This is a genomic window from Pseudomonas sp. NFACC16-2, from assembly GCF_900119205.1.
In the GTDB taxonomy this organism is placed as follows: domain Bacteria; phylum Pseudomonadota; class Gammaproteobacteria; order Pseudomonadales; family Pseudomonadaceae; genus Aquipseudomonas; species Aquipseudomonas fluorescens_Q.
Map to the genome: position 1 here is coordinate 54,985 of NZ_FPIX01000021.1, position 24,948 is coordinate 79,932.

Genomic DNA, 24,948 nt, shown 5'->3' on the forward strand with positions numbered 1-24,948 from the left:
CATAGCGGGGATAAATCCCCTCGTCACAGGTGAAGGGTGGAACCACCCGCCCGCAGTGAACCGCATCGCTGAATCTGTCTGTCTTTTGCAGGAGCAACTATGACCCGTCCAAAAAAAAACACGCCGCCGCCCGTGATCGAGGCTTCGCGGATTCGTGAAGGGCTGCCTTTTCCACTGGGTGCAACCTGGGATGGCCTCGGGGTCAATTTCGCGCTGTTTTCAGCCAATGCCACCAAGGTCGAACTGTGCATTTTCGACGATGCCGGCGAAGTCGAACTCGAACGCATCGAGCTGCCGGAGTACACCGACGAGATTTACCACGGCTATTTGCCGGATGCCCACCCGGGCTTGATCTATGGCTACCGGGTCTACGGCCCGTACGACCCGGCGAACGGCCACCGCTTCAACCCCAACAAGCTGCTGATCGACCCGTATGCCAAGCAACTGGTCGGCCAGTTGAAGTGGTCCGAAGCCCTCTTCGGCTACACCATCGGCCATCCCGATGGCGACCTCAGTTTCGATGAGCGCGACAGCGCCCCGTTCGTCCCCAAGTGCAAAGTCATCGACCCTGCGCACACCTGGGGCCACGACCATCGCGTCAGCGTCCCCTGGGACAAGACCATCCTGTATGAGACCCATGTGCGCGGCCTCACCATGCGTCACCCTTCGGTGCCCGAGAACCTGCGCGGTACGTTCGCCGGGCTGATGGTCGATGATGTTCTGGAGCATATCCGCAAGCTGGGTGTCTCTTCGGTGGAATTGCTGCCCATCCATGCCTTCGTCAATGACCAGCACCTGCTGCACAAAGGCATGACCAACTACTGGGGTTACAACAGCATCGCCTTCTTTGCCCCGGACCCACGTTACCTGGCCAGCGGCAAGATCGCCGAGTTCAAGGAAATGGTCGCCCACCTGCACGAGGCCAACCTGGAAGTCATCCTCGACGTGGTCTACAACCACACCGCCGAAGGCAACGAACAGGGGCCCACCCTGTCCATGCGCGGCATCGATAACGCCTCGTACTACCGGCTGATGCCCGACGACAAACGCTACTACATCAACGATTCCGGCACCGGTAATACCCTGGACCTGAGCCATCCTTGCGTTCTGCAGATGGTCACCGACTCCCTGCGCTATTGGGCCACGGAGATGCACGTCGATGGCTTCCGCTTCGACCTGGCGACCATTCTGGGCCGCTACCATGACGGCTTCGACGAGCGCCACAGCTTCCTTGTGGCCTGCCGCCAGGACCCGGTGCTGCGCCAGGTGAAAATGATCGCCGAGCCTTGGGACTGCGGCCCCGGGGGCTACCAGGTGGGACGCTTCCCGCCGGGCTGGGTCGAATGGAACGACAAGTTCCGCGACACGGTGCGGGCCTTCTGGAAGGGCGACGACAGCCAACTTGCCGATTTCGCCAGCCGAATGACGGCCTCGGGCGAGATGTTCAACCAGCGTGGTCGACGTCCGTACGCCTCGGTGAACTTCGTCACCGCCCATGACGGTTTCACCTTGCATGACCTGGTGTCGTACAACGACAAGCACAACGAGGCCAACGACGAAAACAACCAGGATGGCAGCAATAACAACCTGTCCTGGAACCATGGCGTCGAAGGGCCGACGGACAATCCAGAGATCAACGCGCTGCGTCATCGGCAGATGCGCAACTTCTTCGCCACTCTACTGCTGGCCCAAGGCACGCCGATGATCGTCGCCGGCGACGAATTCGCCCGTACCCAGCACGGCAATAACAACGCCTATTGCCAGGACAGCGAGATCGGTTGGATCAATTGGGACCTGAGCGAGGATGGCGCGACGCTGCTCAAGTTCGTCAAGCGCCTGATCAAGTTGCGCCTGACCTATCCGATCCTGCGACGCGGGCGGTTCCTGGTGGGTAACTACAACGAGGACATCGGCGTCAAGGACGTGACCTGGCTGGCCCCGGACGGCAGCGAAATGACCATTGAGCAATGGCAGGACAGCCATGGTCGCTGCCTCGGCATGCTGATGGACGGCCGCGCCCAGGAGACCGGCATTCGACGCAAGGCCGGCGATGCGACGCTGCTGCTGGTGGTCAACGCCCACCATGACATCGTCAACTTCCGCTTGCCGGAAGTCCCCGAGGGCAGTTTCTGGACCTGCATGGTCGACACCAACCAGCCGACTGTTCGAGGACAAGAGCGCTTCGATTTCGATTCCGAATATTCCGTCACCGGGCGCTCGCTGCTGCTGTTTGAGCTGCAACGCGAAGAAGAGGAATGAAGTACCGGTTGTAAACAGCCAGAGAGACCGCAAGGACGCGGTTTTTCGCTGCACACAGCCCAGTTTTAAGAAAAAAGTGCAGTTCAGACACACATCTCGCAAGACGAATCGGCCGACATGGTCAATACTTCACATGCGGTAGTCTCCAGGATTCGGAGCGCTGTGAATCGCAGCCATACCCACGCGGGCGTCATCGGACAGTAGGCCCGGTAGATGGCTGAAAGATTGAATACACACAAGGATGTCTCTCATGAAACCCGCCTCTCGCTTGCCCGGCCGGCAGCATCCGCAAATCTGGAACAGCGCTGCGCAACTGGCCGATATCCCGATTATCAGTACCCAGACGCTCATTCCCGCCGGCGCCCGCGCGGTCGTCCTCTCCCCGCATCCAGGCGATGAGATCGGCGCCTGTGGCGGATTGCTGCAGTTGCTGAACAATCTGGATCAACCCATGTTGCTGATCTCGGTGTCCGATGGAGCCCTGATCCATCCCGGTTCACCGTTGTGGACCGATGAGCGCCTGCGTACACACCGCCCTCACCCGCAGGAAAGCGTGGACGCCCTGCATCGCTTGGGCATAGCAGCCCATGGCCTGCAATGGGTACGCGGCGGTTTCCCGGAAAAGGCCTTGGCCGAACACGAGGCCGAGCTCACCGACTTCATTGCACGTCATTTGCGCCCCGGTGACGTGGTGTTCAGCACCTGGCGCCAGGATGGCGACAGCGACCACGAAACCGTCGGGCGCGCCGGGGCCCTGGCCGCCGACAGGATCGGGGTGGCGTTCAACGAACTGCCGGTATGGGCCTGGCACTGGCCGGTCCGTGAGCAAAATAAGATCCCCTGGCACCGGGCCCGTAAACTGCGCCTGGATGTCTGGACTACCGCCCGCAAGCGTCACGCCATGTACGCTTACGTCAGCCAACTCAACGGCGAACCGGCCAGCGGCATCGCCCCGCTGGTGCCCCGGGTTATCCTGGATCGGATGGGTATGCCGTATGAGATTGTCTTCATCTGAACACCTGCCTGTAGGAACTGGGCTTGTTCGCGATGGTGGTGGTTCAGATACACCGCTTCCGCGAGCGAGCTCGCGATAGCGCTCGGCAAGGACACGAAAAATCCGGAACTGCCGACGCCTTGGGTCAGTCGCATGAACAGGTACGTCTGATTCAGGAGGGAACGTGACTCAAGATCCCGATTGGCGGGCCGTCGAACCAATGCCATCGGAGCTGCCTGCTGCGGTTCATCGGCTGCGGATCCTGACGGTCAATACCCACAAGGGTTTCACCGCCCTCAACCGTCGCTTCATCCTGCCCGAATTGCGCGAAGCGGTGCGCAGTACCGGCGCCGACCTGGTGTTCCTGCAAGAGGTGCTGGGCGAACATGACCGACACGCGTCACGCTACGACAACTGGCCCCAGACATCTCAGTACGAATTCCTCGCCGACAGCATGTGGAGCGACTTCGCCTACGGCCGCAATGCCGTCTACCCCGATGGCCACCATGGCAACGCCCTGCTCTCCAAATACCCGATCCGCCAGTTTCGCAATCTCGATGTGTCCATCACCGGCCCGGAGCGGCGCGGGTTGTTGCACTGTGTGCTGGATGTGCCCGGGCACGCCGCTGTCCATGGGATCTGCGTGCACTTGAGTCTTCTGGAAAGCCATCGCCAATTGCAGCTCAAACTGCTCTGCCAACTGCTCGATTCGCTGCCCGAGGACGCCCCGGTGATCATTGCCGGCGACTTCAATGACTGGCAGCTGCGTGGCAACCTCGCCCTCGCCCGCCGCGGCTATCTGCATGAAGCCTTCGAGCACCACCATGGTCGCCCCGCCAGGACCTATCCCGCCCGCTTCCCACTGTTGCGCCTGGACCGTATTTATCTGCGCAACGCCAGCAGCCACGCCCCGCAAATCCTGGGCAACAAACCCTGGACGCACCTGAGCGATCACCTGCCGCTTTCGGTGGAAGTGCATTTGTAGAGCGTAATGCTGTTCACTTAAGAAAATGACGGACCTGTGGCGAGGGAGCTTGATCCCGCTCGGCTGCGAAGCAGTCGTAAACCGGCGTGTGCGGTGTGTCTGATGCTGCGCATTTGGCAGGTTCAGGGGCCGCTTCGCAGCCCAGCGGGATCAAGCTCCCTCACCACGGGTTTGTCGATGGCCTTAATTGAACGGCATTAATTTGTAGAACGGGCCTTTTCTGCTCTTTCTGCCCGTGGACCTGTAAGTTCTGACAGTAGCGACGCTGGTTTTTCATTGCTAGGGTGCCATCCCATACAGCGAGCGTTGCCAGGCCCTGTGTGCCATCTGTAGTGCAACCGATGCTGAAACCGGCATTTACGAGATGCCGACGCAGAGGGATAGCACATGATTCGGCACGATAGAGGATTCAATCGGCTGTTCAACGCTGTGTGGATATCAGCCCCCTTCCTGTTACCCGTCCCGGCCGCCATGGCCGCTTGCACGCTGACGCCAACCGCAGGCGATGACGCTTATGTCTGCGACAGCGGCACCAGCCCCGGGCTGACGGACCTTTCGGGTAACAACAGCCTGACCATGCCCGCCAACGGCAGTGGCGTCATTAGCGGCGACGTCACATTCGGTGCCGGCGTCGACCGCATCGTGATCAATGCCAACGGCTTGATTGACGGTGATGTCCAGCAAGGCTCCGGCGTGGACGATTTCATCATGAATGGCGGCAGGATCCTGTCCCTGGCGCAAGGTGACGGTCTCGATACGTTCTTGATGACCGGCGGCACCATCGTCGACGCGTTCGAAGACGGCGACGTTGCGAAGATGACCGGCGGCACGATCGGCCGGGTCGACATGAAACTCGATGACAACGTTTTCGATATGTCAGGCGGGCAAATCATTGGCAACCTGGTGACCGGTTTCGGCCGGGACACCATCATCCTCTCCGCTGGACGCATCGGCGGCAATGTCAGCGTCAGCGGCGGCAATGACAGCATTACCATCAGCGGTGGCGAAATCATCGGCGAGGTCCGGGCCAGTGCCGGCGATGACCAGCTGCAGTGGAGCGGCGGCCTCATTCACTCAGTCATCCTGATGGGTGACGGCAGCGACACGGCGCTGTTGAGCAACCTCGATGAAGCCGGGCTGAGCATCACCCCCAGCGTGAATGGCGGATTGGGCCAAGACGTCCTGACCTTTGAAGGCAGCACCACCAGCACCGGCGCCCGTTACCTCAATTGGGAAACGGTCAACCTCACCCAAGGCTCGCAACTGGACCTTAATGACACGCTGACGTTGGGTGACAGCGCCACCGGCACAGGGACGCTCAACATCGAGAGCGGCAGCACGCTGACGGCGACCCAAGGCGTTGTCGCCCCTTTTACTGCCGGTCAACTGGCGACGCTCAACAATGCCGGCACGATAGACCTTACCCAGGGCAACACCCGCACCATCGATACCCTCACCGTCCAGGGTAACTACGTCGGCGACAACGGCCAGTTGCACGTGCAAACGGCAATCGGCGCCGATGGCTCCGCCAGCGACAAGCTGGTGGTCAACGGCGGGACGCTCACCGGCAATACCGCCATCACAGTCACGAACCTGGGCGGCACGGGCGCACTGACGACTCAGGATGGCATTGAAGTGGTCCAGGCCCAGGGCGGCGCGGTCAGTAACATCGATGCCTTTTCTCTGGCGCAGTCCGTCTCGGCCGGCGCGTTCGATTACCGCCTGTTCAAAGGCGGCGTGACGGGTAATCAAAACAACTGGTACCTGCGCTCCACCGTGGTCGCCGGACCGGTAGCGGCGCCCATCCCGACGGCGCCCCCCGCACCGGGCGCGCCCCCCGTCCCGACGCTACCGCCCTTGCCAACCGCAGTGCCCGGCGCGGCCCCCATCCCGTTGTATCGCCCGGAAGTGCCGACCTGGTCGGTGCTGCCTCCAGCGGCGGCGCAATTGACGTTGATGGCCCTCGGTACGTTCCATGACCGCCAGGGTGACCAGCGCCTGCTCACGGAAACCGGCGCGTTCGGCGCGGGTTGGGGTCGGGTCTATGGCGTAGACCTGGATAAAACCTGGGCCGGTACGGTGACGCCGCAGTTCGATGGGTCGATCAAAGGGTTCCAGGTGGGCAACGATCTATACAGTTCGCTTCTGTCCGGCGGCCAGACCCAGCGCATTGGCTTCTTCGTCGGGCACACGGAATTGAACGGCAATGTCAAAGGCTTCAACCTGGGTTTCGAAGGCCGACACGCCGGCAAGATAGAACTCGACGGCGACAGCTACGGGCTCTACTGGACGCTCACCGACCCCAACGGCGGCTACGTCGACACCGTGGTGATGGGCACGCGATTGAACGGCGACAACCGTTCCGAGCGCGGCCTGAAAATCGACAACCGCGGACACGCCTTGACCGCTTCGGCGGAGACCGGCTACCCCGTCAAGGTGACCGCTGACTGGGACTTTGAACCCCAGGCCCAGATCATCTACCAAAAGGTCTCCCTGGATACGCAAAACGATGGAGTCTCCAAGGTCGAATTCGACTCCGACGGTGCCTGGACCGGCCGCCTCGGTGCGCGCCTCAAGGGCCGCTACCAGGTCAGCGGCATGCCCGTGGAACCGTACCTGCGCGCCAACCTCTGGCATACGTTTTCCGGCACCGACTCGGTGATATTCGACGACACCGAACGGGTCGAGACCCAACAGCGCGCCTCCACCGGCGACCTCGGGATTGGCGTCACCGTGAGCCTGGCTCCCAGCGTCGCCATGTACGCCGGCGCGAACTATAGCCAAAACCTCGACAGCAACCAGCAACACAGCGTCATGGGCAACGTCGGTTTTCGGATCAGTTGGTAGGCAGGGTCTACGACAGAGGTTTGACGCCCGAATAACCACCACAATAAACAATTGAAATCAGCAGCTTATTAGCGCCGATTTCATCTTGCCATTCATCGTTCATTTTCTTGACGCGCCGCCATCGGTCTTCTTGACTACACCGTACTACCCCCGGAAATACAGTCAGGGGCAGGCCTCTGGAACCCGCCAACACGGGCCGCCAGAGGCTTGCCTCAATCCATTCGGTCGCCCCTCATTCGGGGTAGGAGAGACGCCAAAAAGCGAGAAACGCATGCGATTGCAAGGCAGACCCCCATGAAAACCTCCCTCCGTCCACAAGAGCTCACCACCACTTTCCATACCGTCTCGACATCGTTGCTGCTGCTTTCATCCATGGAGGTCCAGGCCTGGCCTGCCGAGGAGACCGTGCAGCCCTGGTACGACCGAACATCATCCACCCACCTCGATACCGCACTGGTTGGAAGTGAGCCTGCTTCCGGCAAAAGCCCCGCCCTGTTCACAGTGCGAAACGGCGACGGTCATACCCAGCGCATGGGACTGATCAGTGGGCAACACCAGATCATTTCAACCGGCGGCGGCCTGCTGGTGATGCCCGCGCTGGCCGACCCGGACAAAGATGCCGTCAACCTGAAAGGTTCGAGCCTCGGCGCCTACTGGAGCCTGACCGGACCTGCGGGCTGGCACGTGGACCTGAGCGCCAGCGGCGGCCGGGTCAATGGCTACAGCCACACCGAACAAGGTCAGCGCCAGGCCACCGAAGGCCATGCGGTGACGCTGTCGGTCGAAGGTGGCTTCCCTATTGGCATCAGCACCCACTGGGTGGTCGAACCCCAGGCGCAACTGATCAACCAGCGCGTTACCCTCGATACGCCGAATGCCGAGAGCGGCACCGGCGATGAACTGAGCAGTTGGAGCGGCCGCGTTGGCGCACGCCTCAAAGGTAACTACCAGGTCAACGGCCTTGGTGTGGAGCCTTACCTGCGAACCAACCTGTGGCACACCGTCCAGGACGCCAGCACGGTGTCCCTGGACAAGGTCGACAAGATCAGCAGTAGCCGAAAATCCTCCACCGTCGAAGTCGGCCTGGGGCTGGTCGCCCGGGTCACGCCGGCGGTCAGCCTGTATGTCAGCGCCGATTACAGCAGTGACGTCGACGACAACGACCTCAATGGCATCATTACCAGCATGGGCGTGCGGATGCGCTGGTGAGTCGTTGATAAGGCCCACCGCTTTCCAAGGCCGGGCCTGTGGGAGCTGTCGAGCGAAGCGAGGCGGCTCCTGCATAAGTCCGGCACAAGCAAACTGCCGCCACTTAAAAAACACCTCCATTAAGGCGTATAACGCTAATAGCGATTTATACCTGCAAGCCGTCTGCCCTGGCTCATTTCATTGATGGAGTAACGACATGACCACCGTCCCCTTCCTCGCCAACCTTTTCCCCAGCGCCACCGACATCCCGCCGGCCTACCGCCTCGAAGGCCGGATCGAACAGCGTGAATACCTGGTCGACGGCGTCCTGGAAACCTGGCAAGGGCCACTGGCCGTCGTCCGCAGCCCCGTTTACCTGACGGGTGAGCTGGGCGATGAACAAGTGATTCTCGGCAGCACGCCGCTGCTGGATGCCGAGACCGCCCTCACCGCCCTGGACGCTGCCGTGCGGGCTTACGATCGCGGCCAGGGCCAGTGGCCGACGATGCGCGTTGCCGAGCGCATCCGCCATGTGGAAACCTTCCTGGCACGCATGCGCGAGCAACGCGAGGCCGTGGTCAAGTTGCTGATGTGGGAAATCGGCAAGAACCTCAAGGACTCCCAGAAGGAATTCGACCGCACCTGCGACTACATCGTCGACACCATCGACGCCCTCAAGGAGCTGGACCGGCGCTCCAGCCGCTTCGAGCTGGAACAGGACACCCTCGGGCAGATCCGACGCGTGCCCCTGGGCGTGGCCTTGTGCATGGGCCCCTACAACTATCCGCTGAACGAAACCTTCACCACGCTGATCCCGGCCTTGATCATGGGCAACACCGTGGTGTTCAAGCCGGCCAAGCTCGGCGTCCTGCTGGTGCGGCCGTTACTGGAAGCCTTCCGCGACAGCTTCCCGGCGGGCGTGATCAACGTGATCTACGGCAGCGGCCGCGAAACGGTCAGCGCGCTGATGGCCAGCGGCAAAATCGACATCTTCGCCTTTATCGGCACCAACAAGGCGGCCAGTGACCTGAAGAAGCTCCACCCACGACCACACCGCTTGCGCGCCGCCCTGGGGCTGGATGCGAAGAACCCTGGCCTGGTGCTGCCGGACGTCGACCTGGACAACGCGGTCAACGAGGCGCTGACCGGCTCGCTGTCGTTCAACGGCCAGCGCTGCACGGCGCTGAAAATTCTGTTTGTCCATGAGGATGTCGCGCCGGCGTTCATCGAGAAGTTCAACGCCAGGCTCGCCACCCTGAAACCTGGCATGCCCTGGGAAGACGGCGTGGCGCTGACGCCGCTGCCCGAAGCGAGCAAAGTCGATTACTTGCATTCGCTGGTCGCCGATGCACTCGCCAAAGGTGCAGAAGTGAAGAATGCCCATGGCGGCGAATCGCGAAGCTCGTTTTTCTACCCCGCGGTGCTGTACCCAGTGAACACAGCGATGCGGGTCTACCATGAGGAACAGTTCGGTCCGGTCGTGCCCATCGTGCCGTACCGCGACCTCAATACCGTCATCGATTACGTACTGGAATCCGACTTCGGCCAGCAGCTCAGCATTTTCGGCACCAACCCGGCACAAGTCGGCAAGCTGGTGGACACCTTCGCCAACCAGGTCGGACGCATCAACATCAACGCCCAGTGCCAACGTGGCCCGGACACGTTCCCGTTCAATGGCCGGAAGAATTCGGCCGAGGGCACCTTGTCGGTCCACGATGCACTGCGCACCTTTTCCATCCGCACGCTGGTGGCAACCAAGTTCCAGGAGAACAACAAGGCGTTGATCAGCGACATCATCCGTGAGCGCGATTCCAACTTCCTGACCACTGACTACATCTTCTGATCCACGCCCGAACGGTGGGCTACGACAGGACTGGGCGCCGCGACTTGATGCCCCAGCCCTGTTGCATGCCGGCAGCCGCCAGCAAGATCGCCGCCACGCCCAACCATTGCAGCGGCTCCAGGCGATGGGCAAAGGCGAACCAGTCGACGAAGATCGCTGCGATCGGGTAGATGAACGACAGCGCACCGGTCAAAGCGGTCGGCAAGCGTTGTATGGCGCTGTACAGCAACACATACATCACGCCGGTGTGCACCATGCCCAGGGTCAGCAGGCTGGCCCAGGCTTCGGTTTGCCGCGGCAACGCCGAGAAGTTCGCCCAGGGCGCCAACAGCAACACGCCGGTGCCAACCTGGATCAGCGCGATCAGATGAGGCGGCGTGCCGGTCAGGCGCTTGATGATCAACGCCGCGATGGCGTACAGCAACGCAGCCCCCAGCGCCAAGGCAATGCCCAGCAGATAATCATCGCCACCCTGCCCTTGCTCGCCATGGGCACTGACGATGGCCAGCATTCCGAGAAACGACACCGCCAGCCAGAACAGTTTCTGTGCGGTGATTTTTTCCCCCAGAAACAGCGCCGCCAACCCCACCAACATGAACGGCTGGACGTTGTACACCGCCGTGCCGATGGCAATCGAGGCGCGGGAATAGGAGGCAAACAACAATACCCAGTTGCCGACGATCGCCACACCGCTGAGTACCGCCAGCAGGAAGGTGGTACGGGTGAGGATGCCGGGGCGCAAAAAGCCGAAACCGGCGCAGATCAGCAGCAAGGTCACGGCGCCGAACACGCAGCGCCAGAACACCACATCCAGCACCGGCAGGCCGGAAACCAGCACGAACCAACCAATGGTTCCGGAGATCAGCATGGCGGCAGTCATTTCCAGCGAACCGCGGCGTAAGGTCTTGTCCATCTTCAGGCTCCTTCAGCAAGTGGGCACAGTATGCCGAGCCGTCGGGAGGCTTCTCCATGGTTTGAAAAAGGCTAAACTGCGATTCGACCTTTTTTATCAAGGCAACTTCACACATTCGCCTAATGGAGTTGAAATGACTGACGATATTGACCAGATCCTCATCAGTGCCCTGATGGAAGATTCCCGACGCTCCCTCAAGGCCCTGGCAAACCTCAGTGGCCTGTCCTCCCCCAGTGTCGCCGAGCGCCTTCGCCGGCTCGAAGAACGTGGTGTGCTCAGGGGCTACACCGTCGAAGTGGACCCCAAGTGCTTCGGCTATCAACTCCAGGCCATCGTGCGTATCCGCCCGCTGCCGGGGCAGTTGCAGGAAGTGGAGCGGCAGATCCAGGCCATCGCTGAATTCACCGAATGCGACAAGGTGACCGGCGACGACTGCTTCATCGCCCGCCTGCATGTGCGCTCGATGGAACAGCTGGATACGTTGCTGGACAAACTCAATGTCCACGCCGAGACCAATACGGCCATCGTCAAGAAGACGCCCGTCAAGCGGCGGTTGCCGCCGATGGCTTAGGTGCCGCCTGGTTTGAGCGAACGCATGGCCCGGTGGCGGGCTTGCTCGCGATGACAGCGGGTCAGTCACACCGAGGCTGGATGTGCCGGCCTCTTCGCGAGCACGCTCGCCCCCACAGGAAGTCCGGCCTCGGCGCTTGTCCGAGGCCGGGGGCACACTACTTGAGCTCTTCCAGTTCAGGGCTGCGCTGTACTTTAAACACCTCTTGTTCAGGCGCATTGCTCGCCTTCATCAGGTTAAGGGGCTGGACTTTGGCGCAAGCATTCTTGCCGTCGGCATAGATTCCGCTGTGGTTGCATTTCCATTCATAGAAGTTCGCCAGGGCGCCGGACAATTGCAGGCTGTAGTCCGTGCTGCGGGTACCCGGCGAAAACGGCTGTCCAGCCGGAATGTTCTGGAACCATTTCATCCACTCCTCGCCTCCCACCGGTGGCGGGTTGGCTTGGAAGGTCGGATTCATCGGCGCCAATTGCTGGTACTCGGCGGTCATATGGCAACTCAGGCAGGAGGCCTGAGGGTTGTCCACGGGGCCGTTGAGGCGGCCGTTCCAACCCAGGTGGGTCGGTGGCAGCTCCTTGGTGTTGGCATTGATCGCGGTCTGCTTCAGCGCCGGGTTGATCTTGGTTTCAGTCGGCGTCGGGTTGGTGAACGCGTTGCCGTTCTCCTTCGGATCGTTCCCCCACATGATTCCCACCGGCACCAGGTTGTCCCAGCCCGATTTACCGGTCATCGCACCGTTGTACTGAAAGGTGCCGAACAACCAGCCGGTATCTTTGACGCGCGTGTCCCGGACGGCGATGTCCATCTGAATCAACGCGACTTTGGTGATGGCGCGTTTGGTTGAGTAGAAGTCCTTGGTGGTGTAGGCACTCCAAAGTACCGGATTGACCAGCGAGGGCACCGTACTGATATCGATGTCTGCGAACAACGCCTTGCACACCACTGTGCCATTGGGAAATCCCTTTGGTTGCGAGGTGTAGCTCGGGTCAGGGTTCTGCGGATCCTTCCAAACCTGGCCGATGGTGTACGCCCCTATATCGTTATAGATGCCGACCGCATAGGTCTGGCCATTCACGGTTTGGGTACTCGCCAACTGTTTGGGCTGGATCGGCGCCTCTTTGGTCAGCCCGTGAATAGCTTCACGACCGTTGGGGCCATAGTGTTGCCAAGGCATGTGATACCACTGACGAACCTTGTTTTTCTGCACGTTCCAGCCGACTTCCGTATTGCCCTCCAGGCAGTAGTTCTTTACCTCGTTCATATAGGTGCGCCAGCTTTCAAAATCATTGCTGAAATTGGCGGGCAGGTGCTTGAAAAACGACGGCATCGAAGACGGGCCCGGCGCCACGGTGGGGTAGTCCTGACTGAGCCGGAAAAATGCGGAGGGGTACGAACTTTTGGGTGGCGCGAAGCCGTAATCAGGGAACGTCCCGGCCTGGGCGCCAGCCATGGACAACGTGCCGGTCAGGGCCAGTAGTGCAGCGATCTTTCCTTGGAAATGGTTCATCGATATCTCCTTATAGGGAGACGCCTGCCGTCCCATCGAAGGGCTGAGCGATGCGCAGGGCCTCCTTCTGCTATCAGGCGTTGGCACGATGCCAGACCTGTTCACGGTCCACGCTCAGCGATGTGACGCACCTCCTTGGCGCCCGCCAAGCGGGCACGGTCAGGCCTGGCTCTGGCTGCCGGGTGGGAACGATATCGAGGGAGTGTGGCGAAGATTTCGCGCGGTGATCGATCGATCAACCGCATGCCGACCTTGGCAATGCAATCCCTTGCCATAGGTGTAGATCATTTATCCAAAGGTGCCATCATGCTTCAGGCTTTTTGCCGGCCATTTGCCACGCTCCGGCGATGGTCAGCAAAAAAGGGCTTGTCCCCGGCAATACGATCCGAAGCCTTGGGCCCATTGGCCGCCTGGCCGTCCTGGCCATCGACGTACCAGTAACAGTGCTGCACCGCACGAGTGATGCCCACATACGCCAGGCGCAGGATTTCGTCCTTTTGCGCCGAGTCGTAAGGCTCGGCATCACCGTCCTTGCCTAGCCCGGCCATTCGGTAGACCTGGTTCTTGTAGGGTGAACTGCTCAGGTGCTGGCAGTCGCCCAGCAGGAACACCACATCGGCCTGGAGCCCCTTGGCGCTGTGGTAAGTCATCTGCCTGAGCCGTCTCGCCTCCCACGGCAAGCTAGAATCCACATTAACTGTTGGCTGAATATACTTTTCTATCAATAGCTTATCGCTGCTTTTTCGATACAGCATCAAGATCGAATCGCCCTTGCGGTAGTGCTCATCCAGTCGCCGCGCCAGCCCTTCATCGTCTCGATCCAACACATTGACCGGGCTCAGCGAGCGAGACACGCCACTGGCCTTGGCCTTCTTGCCTGGGATAGCCGCAGCGGCGCGAACAATATGCTCGGCCGCATCGATGATGTATTGGTGGCTGCGATAGTTGTCAGTGAGCATGACCCGGGTCGTCGTCGGCGACGGGAATTGCTGGTTGAATGCCATGAAATAGCTCGGTGAACTGCCGCGCCAGCCATAGATCGATTGCCAATCATCCCCGACACACAACAAGGAAGAACGCTGGGCGCCGCGCCCCACGTGCATCGCAGGACCACGGCCGCGTATTTCCCGAAGACTGGCTCGCAGCCAGGAGACGATCTGCGGCGACACGTCCTGGAATTCGTCGATCATCAGGTGCGAAAGCGGCCGGAGCAACGCATCCCCCAGCAACTTGAAGTTTTCCGGCGAGTGTTCGCTGAACAGCGCAAACATACGGTTGTAGGTCATGACCGGCGGCGATTGGTCGAGCAGATGGTCTTCGAATGCCCGCCAGTAGCGACTCAGCGCCTCGAAGAAATACCGATCGGGGTCATCCTGGGCAAAGGACATCCGACCCACGGCATCCGGGACGTCCAGGCCCAGGTTCTCGATAAAACCTGCCGCCGTGACAAAGCAGTCCAGCAACGGTGCCGAACCCAGCTCGCCCTTGACTTTGTAATCGAACCCAGGCCCGGCACTGGCATCGCCGACCATTGACGCTAGCACACGTTTTGACGCCTCATAACTTTCAAGCCATATCAGTGGCTTACGACAGAAAGCTTGAAACAGGGTGCGCTTGACCGCCCATTCCGCGCGGATGCTCAACTTGGCGCCCGGACGACTGATCCGGGCGTCTTCCCGTGGATCGAACCCCAGCATTACCCAGGCATCCAGGGAAGGCGCGTAACCATGGCAGTGAAACGTCGACCCATTGATCTCGAACGCTTGTCGTTTCGGCTCGATACCCTTGATCGGCCAGGCACCCGCGCGCAACCACAGGTCTTCGACGGCATCGCACAACTCTTCGTCGCGCTGGGCTGCCAGCGCGGTCACGGCGACCCGCTTTTGTACATCCGGGTGATCGCGCTCCAGTTCCTTGAGCTGCAGCGCGTGGCGGGACAACGGCAGGATCAGCTCACGGAAACGCGGGTCACGCTGGTAAAGGTTGTAATAACAGGCGTTGAGTTGCTGGCGCTGGGCGTCATTGATGCGCAAATCAAAAGGATTGCCCTGGGCATCATCGTCACCCGCTTCGGCGCGATGGCTCAGGGTCTCGAACGCCTGGAGCCGTTCGAACCCGGGCAGGCTGCGAACCATGGGCAAGATTCGCGAATGGAATGTCCGCACCAAGTCCCGAGCTTCCTTGAGGCTGACGGTACGCTCCCACAGGGCAAACACTTCGATCAGTTTCTGGATGAAATCCTTGCGCGATTCCCGGGTAAACGTCACCACGGTCATCGAGTCCAATTCGAAACCCAGGTAATGGGACAACAGCACAATGCGCAGCACCAAGGTGGTGGACTTCCCCGCCCCGGCCCCGGCGACCACCGAGGTCGAGGGTGTGTCGCTGAAAATCATCTTCCATTGCGCAGCACTCGGTTGTGCATGGACCGGCAGCAATCGGGCGACATCTGCCTTGATGCGTTTCTTCAACTCAGCGGTCAGCGGCAGGCGCCAGTCATCGAACAGCAGATCATCGACCTGCGGTGCCGGATGCTCCGTGCTGCGCGAATCACGAATCAACAGGACCTGACGGCCTTCCTCAAGCCCTTCGGCCCGGCCTTCCTTGTATCCATAGTCAAAACCGGCGGTATGACCGCTGCGGAAACCGTCGGCCTGGCCATGCAACCAGGAGGCACGATGTTGGGCTCGCAGGCGTGTCAGGCCATGGCCGAAGAGCCGGGCGGCCAGGCGCTTGAACAGCGGCATCTGGGCCAGGGATAAAAGCTCGGGGGGAAGATCGGGAGTGTGTTGCGCCACGCTGGGACTCCGGTGTTCATGAACCATGACGGCTATGGTGTCTGTATTTGCCGCCAGGTTCCACCCAAAAGCTTTTAAGTCATGGGTTTAGGCGATGAAGTGAAAGTTGGCTCACGAATTCATATCTGGTTAGTCGATAGGTTTGACGCGTTTTTTACGCTTTTTGTCGATGGTTTCCTTCGCGAGAATAGCGCATCAACCATCGCTTTCGCTCCCAGCGAAAAGGACACGAACATGCTCGAACTCAGGCCCTTCGCCACCTTGGGCGCCGCCAACCACGGCTGGTTGGATGCCCACCACCATTTTTCGTTCGCCGAGTATTACGACCCGCAACGCATGCATTGGGGCAACTTGCGGGTCTGGAACGATGATGTCATCGCCCCCGGCAGCGGTTTTCCCCAACACCCGCACCGGGACATGGAAATCATCACCTATGTGCGCGAAGGCGCGATCAGCCACCAGGACAATCTGGGTAACAAAGGCCGTACAGAGGCCGGTGATGTACAGGTCATGAGCGCCGGCACCGGCATTGCCCATAGCGAATACAACCTGGAGTCGACGGCCACCCGCATCTTCCAGATATGGATCATCCCCAACGAAGAAGGCCTGGCACCGTCATGGGGCGCCAAGCCGTTTCCCAAGGACTCGCGCGAAGGTTTCGTGACGTTGGCCAGTGGCAAGGCCGGCGATGACCAGAGCCTGCGCATTCGCGCCGACGCACGACTGGTAGCGGCCAATCTCAAGGCGGGTGAAAGTGCGGAGTATCGGCTGGACGCCGCACGTCGAGCTTATCTTGTGCCGGCCACAGGGTTGATAGAAATCAATGGCTTGCGCGCACAAGCTCGAGACGGTGTTGCGATTGAAGATGAACGGATATTGCGGGTGACCGCGATCGAAGACAGCGAAATCGTGCTCGTTGACCTCGCCTAACCCCTGCATCGCAGCACTGCTGCTCTTGTGGCGAGGGAGCTTGCTCCCGCTGGGTCGCGCAGCGGCCCTAGAACCCGGCGACGCGGTGGATCAGGTCGATTGAGTGAGCTTGAGGGGGGCTGCTGCGCAGCCCAGCGGGAGCAAGCTCCCTCGCCACAAGCTCACATCACATGTATCACTTGCTGGTGATAGCCCCATCCACCAACGTTTGCGCCTCAGCCACCAATTGCTTGAGGTGCGTATCGCCAAGGAAGCTTTCGGCGTAGATCTTGTAGATATCCTCGGTCCCGGACGGGCGCGCCGCAAACCAGCCGTTTTCGGTCATGACCTTCAGGCCGCCAATGGCCTGGTCATTGCCCGGCGCATGACTGAGGATATTCTGGATCTTCTCCCCGGCCAGTTCGGTGGAGGCCACCTGATCGGGCGACAGCTTGCTCAACAGCGCCTTTTGTTGGGGGCTGGCCTTGGCATCGACGCGTACCGAGAAGGGTTCGCCCAGCTCGTCAGTCAACGCGCGGTAGGCCTGGCTCGGGTCGCGATCGGTACGCGCGGTCATTTCAGCTGCCAACAGCGCCGGGATCAGGCCGTCCTTGTCGGTACTCCAGACGCCGCCATCCTTGCGCAGGAACGAAGCACCGGCACTTTCTTCACCCCCAAAGCCCAGGGAACCATCGAACAGGCCATCGGCAAACCACTTGAAGCCCACCGGCACTTCATAGAGGCGGCGCCCCAGGCGCTTGGCCACGCGATCGATCAGGCCGCTGCTGACCACCGTCTTGCCCACGGCGGCATCGGCGCGCCATTGCGGGCGATTCTGGAACAGATAGTCGATGGAGACCGCCAGGTAGTTGTTCGGCGCCAACAGGCCACCGGACGGGGTCACGATGCCATGGCGGTCATGGTCCGGGTCGCAGGCAAAGGCCACGTCGAAACGTTCCTTCAGGCCAATCAACCCTTGCATCGCATGGCTGGAGGACGGGTCCATGCGGATCTGCCCGTCCCAGTCGACGGTCATGAAACGGAAGGTGGAATCCACGTGGGTGTTCACCACGTCCAGGTCCAGGCGGTAATGCTCGGCAATGGCCGGCCAGTAGCGCACGCCCGCGCCGCCCAACGGATCGACGCCCAAATGCAACCCGGCGGTACGGATGGCATCGAAATCGATGACATTGATCAGGTCCGCCACGTAGGTGTTTACATAGTCGTGACGGTGGGTGGTATCGGCTTTCAGGGCCTGCTCGTAGCTGACGCGCTTGACGCCGGCGAGCTGGTTGGCCAGCAATTCGTTGGCCTTGGCTTCGATCCATTTGGTGATGTGGGTATCGGCCGGGCCACCGTTGGTAGGGTTGTACTTGTAACCGCCACTTTGTGGTGGGTTGTGGGACGGCGTGATGACGATACCGTCCGCCAGGCCCGAGGTGCGGCCACGGTTGTAGCAGAGAATGGCGTGGGAAACCGCCGGTGTCGGGGTGTATTCATCGCCTTCGGCGATCATTACGGTGACGCCATTGGCCGCGAATACTTCCAGCGCGCTGGCTCCCGCCGGGGTCGATAGCGCGTGGGTGTCGATACCGACGAACAGCGGCCCGTTGATGCCCTGGGCTTCACGGTACAGGCAGATCGCCTGGCTGATGGCCAACACGTGCCATTCGTTGAAGCCCAGGTCTAAGGAGCTGCCACGGTGCCCGGAAGTGCCAAAAGCCACGCGCTGGGTCGCAACCGAGGCATCGGGTCGGCCGGTGTAGTAGGCCGTCACCAGTCGCGGGATATCGATCAACAACTCTGCCGGTGCCGGCTTGCCCGCAAATGGACTGACTGTCATGCAAAACCTCTGAGTGGAGTGGCTCGGTAAATGGGGTGCAGTTTACTGACAGTTCGACCATGGCGCGATGGGTTCGATCCATTGCTGCCGACTACGCTTGTTCGAGCCTCAAGGCATCGGCCAGCGCGCAGAGCGCAGCGTCCATCTCCTGTGGCCCGTTCAGGGCGTGGGTGAGGCGCATATGTTGTGCATACAGGCCCTGGAGACTGAACAACTCCCCTGGCGCGATGACGATTCGCTGGGCAAGCAGCCGATGGAAGACCCGCCGCAAGTCGACCCGTCGCGTCGATTGCATCCAGATCGTCGCACCACCTTGAGGTTCTGCCCATTGCAGGCTATCCCCTAGCCGCTCGCGCAGCAATTGCGTCGTCGAAACCGCGCTTTCGCGCAGCAGGCGCCGCAACACCAGCAAGTGCTGGTCAATCCGACCGTTGCTGTACAACCGGGCGATGGCTTTCTGGCGAATCGGCGACAAGCAAAACGCGCGCAGCAGGAAATGTCGCTGCAGGTGCAGGGTCAACTGGCGCGACAACACGTAGCCATACGGCGCCTCTGGCCCGATGGTTTTCTCGAACGTCGAATAGACGATCAGCCGGTCCGGGTCGAGCAAGTCTCGAAAAGGCACCCCCCTCGCCTCGAACGCCAGGTCCGTATGGCTGTCGTTCTCCAGCACCCAAGTTCCGTGCCGCTCCAGCAGATGCGCGATGGCACGACGGTTCTCTTCCGGAACGAGCGTGCCCCTCGGCATGTTCAAGACCGACGACAGCACCACCAGGCGTACAGTTTCGTTCACCAGCAGTTGTTCCAGTTGCTCGACATTGAGCTCGCCGCTGGTCAGCAGTGGCAGCTCGATGACGTTGACCTCCGCCGCCTGCAGCAGGCGCAACACTGCCCAATCGCAGGGCGATTCGATCAGCACGGCGGACCCGCGCAGTGCCAGCACCGCGATCAGGATCTCCAGCACGCCACGCAGGTCGGCGCCAATGTAGACGTCATCGGCATTCCAGCAACGGGCCGGCGAAGACGTGTAGCGGGCAGCCAGCGCGGTGCGCAGCTCCAGCTCACCCCAGGGTTGCGAGGGTGTCTGCGAGGAGCGTGGGTACTGGCGCAGCAGTTCGCGTTCGAGCAGCAACAGCGGGCTGTCCAATGGCTGCATCGACGCCGGTTCGTCCGCACTGAGCACCCGCATGCCTGGTCGTCGGGCATTGACGTACAAGGTTTCGAGCAAATCGTCACCGCCGTCCAGGGTGGCCATGCTGGGCACTGGCAGTGCGTAGTAACCGGACTTGGCGATCGAATAGACCCGCCCTTCCTTTTCCAGCAGCGAATACGCGTACTGAATGGTCGATATCGATACGTTCAGACGCTCGGCCAATTGCCGCAGCGACGGCAGGCGAACTCGCGCATCAACCTCCAGCTCGTTGATCAGCGTGGTCAGGTAGCGATAAACCGCCTGGTAGGCGAAGCCTGTCTCCCGGCAACCTTTCATCGGCTCAGGCCAGGACAGCGCGTCGCCGCCGACCCAGTCGCAACGCCGGGTACAAGGACTGGGGACGAGGTAGATGATTGCGTCAAACCTCGTTCCTCAATGCCTTGCCGAGCGTTCATGCAGCCCATCGGCAGGCGACCCGGCTTCTGCAGTGTCGATGCTGTCACTGGTCTGCTGCAGATCGGCGCCCGGGGTAATGTCCGATTGTTCCGGCAGTGAGACGCTCGCCCGGTACAACTTGCCAAGGATGTCGATGGGCAGGCCGCTGACATCGACCATCCACTGCGCAACCTGATCGACAACGGTCGCCCCCTGCATGGCCTTGTGCAGGTCCGGCATCGCCACCAGCATGCCGGGATGGCAGCAACGCAGAAAATGCTCCAGGCCCGCCCCCTGTCCCACGAAGGGCGCGAACAGCATGCACACCAGTTGCGTTTCGCTGAGCCCCAGGATCTTTTGCGCTTCAAGGGCGGCGTAGGCACGACGCTCGGGAATCGACGACGGTGAGCCGAACAGTGCCCGGGCCTGTTCGCAGGCGTGTTCCGGCAGTTGCTTGCGATGCATGATCATGATCGCTCGCTGCGCGTAGTCTCCATAGCCGGTTTCATAGCTGCGGCCATGCAGGTAGCAGGCCTGCAGACCGTGCAGATGGGCCGACAGCAGCGGGCTGATGTATTCGTTTTCAGGCGCCGATGGCACAAGCCCCTCGGTCTGCACCCGCAGGAACTCGTTGAAGAGCGGCCAGTTGGTTCCCTCCGAACGAACGACGATCAGGTCGTCGATGCCGACGTGGCCCACTCGCCGGCAAGCCTCGAAGTGACCCTCGGGCCTCCAGGCATCGAGGCGCTCCGGCCCATAGAAATGCCGGTAGATATCACCACCCAGGGTGTCGAGGTGGGCAAAGAGGTTGTCGAAACCGCAGGCGTGCTCAGTCTGCAGGCCGATCTTGCGAGTCGCGCGGCGAAGGCCCGATATGAATTGTTTTTGCTGGCGCGGTGTATCGCTGCTGACCAACGAATCCACGCCCGACTCCCAGCGAGCCATATGCCGATAGAATTCGGCCATCGCCAGGTAGCCGTCGTCCCCAATCTCCAAGGGGCTGTCGACCGCACGAAGGTGTCCCAGGACCAGCAGGTCCATGCGATTGGCTTCGTGCCCCGCCACCGACAAGGGCTGCCGGTGATTGAACGGCAACACCTCGCGGTTATCCGCCATCAGCAATTCGACCCGGGGATCATCGTAGACAAACAGCGCGCTGTAGCAGCGGTGGATGTTTTCCAGCGTCGCCTGGGTGGTTTCGCTCAAGCGTGGCGTGGCGACACGCAAGGTGAAGGTCACCGGATGTCGCCCCGCGATACTCAGCTGTGCGGCCCGCAAGGCGGTCAGCACATAAAAGCTTTCCCGGCTCCCGTTCAGGACCGTCAACACGCGATAATCGCCAATCCGCTCGATGCCTCCGGCGGCGACAATTAAACGCTGGATCAAAAGCTGCAACGCGGTACGTTCTGCCCGGGAATAAAAACCTGACAGTCGTTGCAGTATCTGTTGATACACGTGAGTCATTGCCTGCTCATGAATTGCACTCATAGCCATTTACCTGGAAATTCAACTATCGGCGTCGCACCCGCACCAACGTGACTGCACGACGTGTTGGTCTAGATGATTGTTCTAGCACTCAAAGAGTATTAGCAATACGCTCGAGCATTGCTTGTTGTAATTATTTGATACATATACTGAGAGTCGGCTCACGCCCCAGCACTCCCCCGCCGAAAGCCTTGAAATCAGGGGGCCTAACCGATCGAACGGCACGTCCTAGGAGAATTCCGACAACGTCCCACAGACAATGAGTACGAGAAACAAAGAACTTGCCGAACTTTAATTGGCTCTCTACCCCGCCCTGTTTTCCCCAGGGTCGATAGATAGCCCCGCACCCATTAATGTTTATTGCCCCTTGAATGCATCTTGAAGGATGAAGACCTTCGAAAAAGTTATACAGCACCACGATTTCTTCCTTGATATGGAAATCAGCGTTCAATTATCAAGACTTAAACAATGATTAGAAGATACAGATTGAGGGCAAAAACCAGTTCAGATGTTGGTCGGCAGACCGTTTCAGTCTTGAGCGAACCGGGACAGGCCATTCAAGGCACGAAAGGCGAGGCAAGAACGCAGCACCACCAGGCAGGAGGTGCCGTCAGATGAGAAGGTGTCAGGACGAGGGCAGCGCAAGAGCCCGGGCGATGACTCTTGCGCAAGACAGGGTTCAGACTGGGTCGATGACCTGAAGGGCAACACGTTCACGGCAAGGGCATTCGCCCATGTAGCGGTGAGCCTCGACAAACTCGGAGAACGGGAAGACCCGAGTCTTGAGTGGCAACAGCACACGGTCGGCGGTCAGTTGATTGATATCGCGCAGTGCTCGTTGCAAGGCCACCTGGTCCTGGAGAATGCCCAGTTCCGGTTTGCCGGTAAAATTGCCGATGCAGTGCACAAAGAACTGAATGTTCTTCTGGAACGCCGCGCAGGCTGGAAACGGCGTCTGGTTGCCGCCCTGCAAGCCATACAGCACCAGGCTGCCACGCGGTGCCAACACGTCACCCAGCAGCGACATCTGCGGCCCGCCGAGGCCGTCGAAGACCACATCGACGCCACGGTTGTCGGTGAGCTTGTTGATTTGCATCAGCAAGTCCTGCTCTTCGGTGACGATGACCTTCTCGGCGCCCAGTGACAACAGGTACTCACGCTCGTCAGCCGTCTTGGTGGCCGCGATCACCCGCACACCCAGGGCCTTGCCCAGTTGTACGAAGGAAGGACCGGCGCAATGACTGGCATCGGTGACCAGGGCGAATTGCCCCGGCTTGACCCGTGCCAGGTCCATGTAGGCGAAATAGGCGATCAGCAGCGGTGTGTAATGCACAGCGGCTTCGATCGGGCTGAGCACGTCGGGATAACGGGTCAGGGCGGTGCGCGGTAGCACGATGACTTCACCGTACACCGGATAATCGTTCGGGCTCTCGGCCGGGAAGCTGGCGACCTTGTCGCCCACGGCCAAGTCATCGACGCCGTCGCCGACGGCCGTGACCACGCCGGCCATTTCATGGCCCAGGCCCGAAGGCAGGCGCGCCTGGGACGACGCCAGGTTCTGGCGCCACAAGGTGTCGTACCAACTGATGCCGATCGCTTCGACGCGGACCTGCACTTCTCCTGGCGCAGGAAGAGCCGCCGTATGCTCTTCGCATTTGAGCACCTCGGCACCACCAAACTTGTGAAAACGGATCGTGCGGGACATCGCAAACCTCGTCAAAGTAACCTCTAATGCCATGAACTCTATCCGGGCTTTGTACCCAAGACCATCAGTGGCTATTAATAGTCGACATGCCTGTCATTGATTCCGCAGCAAGAAAAACCAAGCCATTGCGTAGGACTTAACCTAAGAAAACTCAATTAGCCGGTGCAGAGTACCAGTCTTTCCCCGTAAGATTCATGCCGGCCATTGTTCCCATATGGCCGCTCACGTCAAGCTTGCTGAATCTGCCAGGACCCCAGATGAATCGTAATGACCTGCGGCGTGTCGACCTGAACCTGTTGATCGTGTTCGAAACATTGATGCATGAACGCAGTGTGACTCGCGCGGCCGAGAAACTGTTCCTAGGCCAACCGGCCATCAGCGCCGCGCTGTCGCGCCTGCGCAGCCTGTTCGATGACCCGTTGTTCGTACGTACCGGTCGCAGCATGGAGCCTTCGGCCCGGGCGATCGAGATCTTCGCCCTGCTCTCCCCGGCCCTGGATTCGATTTCCACGGCGGTCAGCCGCGCGGCGGAATTCGACCCGGCCACCAGCACCTCGGTGTTTCGCATTGGCCTGTCGGACGACGCCGAATTCGCCCTGCTGCCGATGCTGCTCAAGCGCCTGCGGGCCGAAGCGCCCGGCATCGTGCTGGTGGTGCGCCGGGTCAACTACATTCTGATGCCAGGCTTGTTGGCGTCCGGGGAAATCTCCATCGGTGTCAGCTACACCGACGACCTGCCGGCCAACGCCAAGCGCAAGGTCTTGCGGCGCAGCTTGCCCAAAGTGTTGCGGGCCGATACCGCGCCGGGACGACTGACCCTGGACGAATTCTGTGCTCGCCCCCATGCCCTGGTGTCTTTCGCGGGTGATTTGAGCGGCTTCATCGATGAAGAGCTGGCGAAACTCGACCGCAAGCGCCATGTGGTGCTGGCCGTACCGCAATTCAATGGCCTGAGCACGCTGCTGTCGGGCACCGACATCATCGCCACCGTCCCTGACTACACCGCCGACGCCCTGACCGCCGCCGGCGGCGTACGCGCCGAAGACCCACCGATTCCAGTGCGTAGCTTCGAGCTGCACATGGCTTGGCGCGGGTCCCAGGACAACGATCCTGGGGAGCGCTGGTTGCGGTCGCGGATTCAGATGTTCTTTGGCGATCCTGAGAGTCTTTAGGGGGCGTCGGGCGGGCTGCTCATCTGATCATTTTTGCCTTTCCACAAACCATGGAGCTCCATTCACTTCCAGTGGATTGCTACATTGGGGGCACATCTGAGGGCATGCTTTGGATGGTTTGAAACGGATGCCCCCAGTCTAACGCCACAACAAGACCTACCCCTCGACATAGTTAAGCGCCACCAGAATCGCATCCAGCGCACCCGGAAAGCAGTCAACGCTCTGGTCGCTTTGGCGAAGCAACACCAAATCGCGAAGGTATTCTGGGGCAGCTAACCGGTAATTTGCCTGTCGACCTCAAGTTCCTTAGAAAGCAGCATGTCTGAACTCCAAAGGGAAAA

At 60.6% G+C, this 24,948-nt stretch carries 16 protein-coding genes; 9 read left to right on the forward strand and 7 right to left on the reverse strand.

Annotation, left to right across the window (positions count from 1 at the left end; genetic code table 11):
* Window positions 1-99 precede the first annotated feature (99 nt).
* The 6 genes from glgX (at window position 100) to BT116_RS17655 (ending at window position 10,116) form a co-directional block, all read left to right on the forward strand.
* A complete protein-coding gene (glgX, locus tag BT116_RS17630; protein WP_072345979.1) occupies window positions 100-2,259 on the forward strand; it encodes a glycogen debranching protein GlgX in 2,160 nt (719 codons plus the stop codon).
* A 250-nt stretch (window positions 2,260-2,509) separates the two neighbouring features.
* Window positions 2,510-3,274 carry a PIG-L deacetylase family protein gene (locus tag BT116_RS17635; protein ID WP_063321166.1) on the forward strand — a complete coding sequence of 255 codons (765 nt, stop codon included), beginning with the start codon at window positions 2,510-2,512 and terminating at the stop codon, window positions 3,272-3,274.
* 199 nt (window positions 3,275-3,473) lie between these two features.
* On the forward strand, window positions 3,474-4,238 hold the full coding sequence (locus BT116_RS17640) for an endonuclease/exonuclease/phosphatase family protein (protein ID WP_219737683.1): 765 nt from the start codon (window positions 3,474-3,476) through the stop codon (window positions 4,236-4,238).
* A gap of 387 nt (window positions 4,239-4,625) precedes the next feature.
* Window positions 4,626-7,085, forward strand: a complete 2,460-nt coding sequence (locus BT116_RS17645; protein WP_072345981.1) for an autotransporter family protein — start codon at window positions 4,626-4,628, stop codon at window positions 7,083-7,085.
* Window positions 7,086-7,379: 294 nt separating this feature from the next.
* Complete coding sequence (locus BT116_RS17650) at window positions 7,380-8,294, forward strand: autotransporter domain-containing protein (protein ID WP_072345983.1); 915 nt, start codon at window positions 7,380-7,382, stop codon at window positions 8,292-8,294.
* A gap of 196 nt (window positions 8,295-8,490) precedes the next feature.
* Window positions 8,491-10,116 (forward strand): NADP-dependent glyceraldehyde-3-phosphate dehydrogenase, encoded by a 1,626-nt coding sequence (locus BT116_RS17655; protein WP_063321162.1) that lies wholly within the window; start codon window positions 8,491-8,493, stop codon window positions 10,114-10,116.
* Between the two features lie 19 nt (window positions 10,117-10,135).
* On the opposite strand, the gene BT116_RS17660 is transcribed toward BT116_RS17655, so the two are convergent.
* Entirely contained in the window at window positions 10,136-11,029 is an 894-nt protein-coding gene (locus BT116_RS17660) for a DMT family transporter (RefSeq protein WP_072345985.1), read from the reverse strand.
* Window positions 11,030-11,162: 133 nt separating this feature from the next.
* On the opposite strand from BT116_RS17660, the gene BT116_RS17665 reads away from it, so the two are divergent.
* Window positions 11,163-11,600, forward strand: a complete 438-nt coding sequence (locus BT116_RS17665; RefSeq protein WP_003202176.1) for an Lrp/AsnC family transcriptional regulator — start codon at window positions 11,163-11,165, stop codon at window positions 11,598-11,600.
* 157 nt (window positions 11,601-11,757) lie between these two features.
* On the opposite strand, the gene BT116_RS17670 is transcribed toward BT116_RS17665, so the two are convergent.
* Window positions 11,758-13,107 (reverse strand): hypothetical protein, encoded by a 1,350-nt coding sequence (locus tag BT116_RS17670; RefSeq protein WP_072345987.1) that lies wholly within the window; start codon window positions 13,105-13,107, stop codon window positions 11,758-11,760.
* 311 nt (window positions 13,108-13,418) lie between these two features.
* Entirely contained in the window at window positions 13,419-15,905 is a 2,487-nt protein-coding gene (locus tag BT116_RS17675) for a UvrD-helicase domain-containing protein (protein WP_072345989.1), read from the reverse strand.
* 234 nt (window positions 15,906-16,139) lie between these two features.
* Here BT116_RS17675 and BT116_RS17680 point away from each other — a divergent pair, with 234 nt between their 5' ends.
* Entirely contained in the window at window positions 16,140-16,835 is a 696-nt protein-coding gene (locus BT116_RS17680; protein ID WP_072345991.1) for a pirin family protein, read from the forward strand.
* A 175-nt stretch (window positions 16,836-17,010) separates the two neighbouring features.
* Here the strand turns inward: BT116_RS17680 and pgm are convergent, their stop codons facing one another.
* From pgm to BT116_RS17700, 4 genes are all read right to left on the reverse strand, one after another.
* Entirely contained in the window at window positions 17,011-18,657 is a 1,647-nt protein-coding gene (pgm, locus tag BT116_RS17685) for a phosphoglucomutase (alpha-D-glucose-1,6-bisphosphate-dependent) (protein WP_072345993.1), read from the reverse strand.
* Between the two features lie 91 nt (window positions 18,658-18,748).
* Window positions 18,749-20,146, reverse strand: coding sequence for an aminotransferase-like domain-containing protein (locus tag BT116_RS17690; protein ID WP_072345995.1), 1,398 nt, complete (start codon window positions 20,144-20,146; stop codon window positions 18,749-18,751).
* Between the two features lie 96 nt (window positions 20,147-20,242).
* Window positions 20,243-21,733, reverse strand: coding sequence for a hypothetical protein (locus tag BT116_RS17695; protein ID WP_072345997.1), 1,491 nt, complete (start codon window positions 21,731-21,733; stop codon window positions 20,243-20,245).
* A 676-nt stretch (window positions 21,734-22,409) separates the two neighbouring features.
* A complete protein-coding gene (locus tag BT116_RS17700) occupies window positions 22,410-23,435 on the reverse strand; it encodes a zinc-dependent alcohol dehydrogenase family protein (RefSeq protein WP_072345999.1) in 1,026 nt (341 codons plus the stop codon).
* A 257-nt stretch (window positions 23,436-23,692) separates the two neighbouring features.
* On the opposite strand from BT116_RS17700, the gene BT116_RS17705 reads away from it, so the two are divergent.
* Window positions 23,693-24,607: a LysR family transcriptional regulator gene (locus BT116_RS17705; RefSeq protein WP_072346002.1), complete on the forward strand. Its 915-nt coding sequence runs from the start codon at window positions 23,693-23,695 to the stop codon at window positions 24,605-24,607.
* Window positions 24,608-24,948 lie beyond the last annotated feature (341 nt).

Excerpts from the sequence above, each read along its gene's own strand:
- BT116_RS17655 (WP_063321162.1), top strand. The coding sequence starts at position 8,491 with ATGACCACCGTCCCCTTCCTCGCCAACCTTTTCCCCAGCGCCACCGAC.
- BT116_RS17670 (WP_072345987.1), bottom strand. The coding sequence starts at position 13,107 with ATGAACCATTTCCAAGGAAAGATCGCTGCACTACTGGCCCTGACCGGC.
- BT116_RS17705 (WP_072346002.1), top strand. The coding sequence starts at position 23,693 with ATGAATCGTAATGACCTGCGGCGTGTCGACCTGAACCTGTTGATCGTG.
- BT116_RS17635 (WP_063321166.1), top strand. The coding sequence starts at position 2,510 with ATGAAACCCGCCTCTCGCTTGCCCGGCCGGCAGCATCCGCAAATCTGG.
- pgm (WP_072345993.1), bottom strand. The coding sequence starts at position 18,657 with ATGACAGTCAGTCCATTTGCGGGCAAGCCGGCACCGGCAGAGTTGTTG.
- BT116_RS17690 (WP_072345995.1), bottom strand. The coding sequence starts at position 20,146 with ATGAAAGGTTGCCGGGAGACAGGCTTCGCCTACCAGGCGGTTTATCGC.
- BT116_RS17695 (WP_072345997.1), bottom strand. The coding sequence starts at position 21,733 with ATGAGTGCAATTCATGAGCAGGCAATGACTCACGTGTATCAACAGATA.
- BT116_RS17660 (WP_072345985.1), bottom strand. The coding sequence starts at position 11,029 with ATGGACAAGACCTTACGCCGCGGTTCGCTGGAAATGACTGCCGCCATG.
- glgX (WP_072345979.1), top strand. The coding sequence starts at position 100 with ATGACCCGTCCAAAAAAAAACACGCCGCCGCCCGTGATCGAGGCTTCG.
- BT116_RS17645 (WP_072345981.1), top strand. The coding sequence starts at position 4,626 with ATGATTCGGCACGATAGAGGATTCAATCGGCTGTTCAACGCTGTGTGG.
- BT116_RS17700 (WP_072345999.1), bottom strand. The coding sequence starts at position 23,435 with ATGTCCCGCACGATCCGTTTTCACAAGTTTGGTGGTGCCGAGGTGCTC.
- BT116_RS17680 (WP_072345991.1), top strand. The coding sequence starts at position 16,140 with ATGCTCGAACTCAGGCCCTTCGCCACCTTGGGCGCCGCCAACCACGGC.
- BT116_RS17650 (WP_072345983.1), top strand. The coding sequence starts at position 7,380 with ATGAAAACCTCCCTCCGTCCACAAGAGCTCACCACCACTTTCCATACC.
- BT116_RS17665 (WP_003202176.1), top strand. The coding sequence starts at position 11,163 with ATGACTGACGATATTGACCAGATCCTCATCAGTGCCCTGATGGAAGAT.
- BT116_RS17640 (WP_219737683.1), top strand. The coding sequence starts at position 3,474 with ATGCCATCGGAGCTGCCTGCTGCGGTTCATCGGCTGCGGATCCTGACG.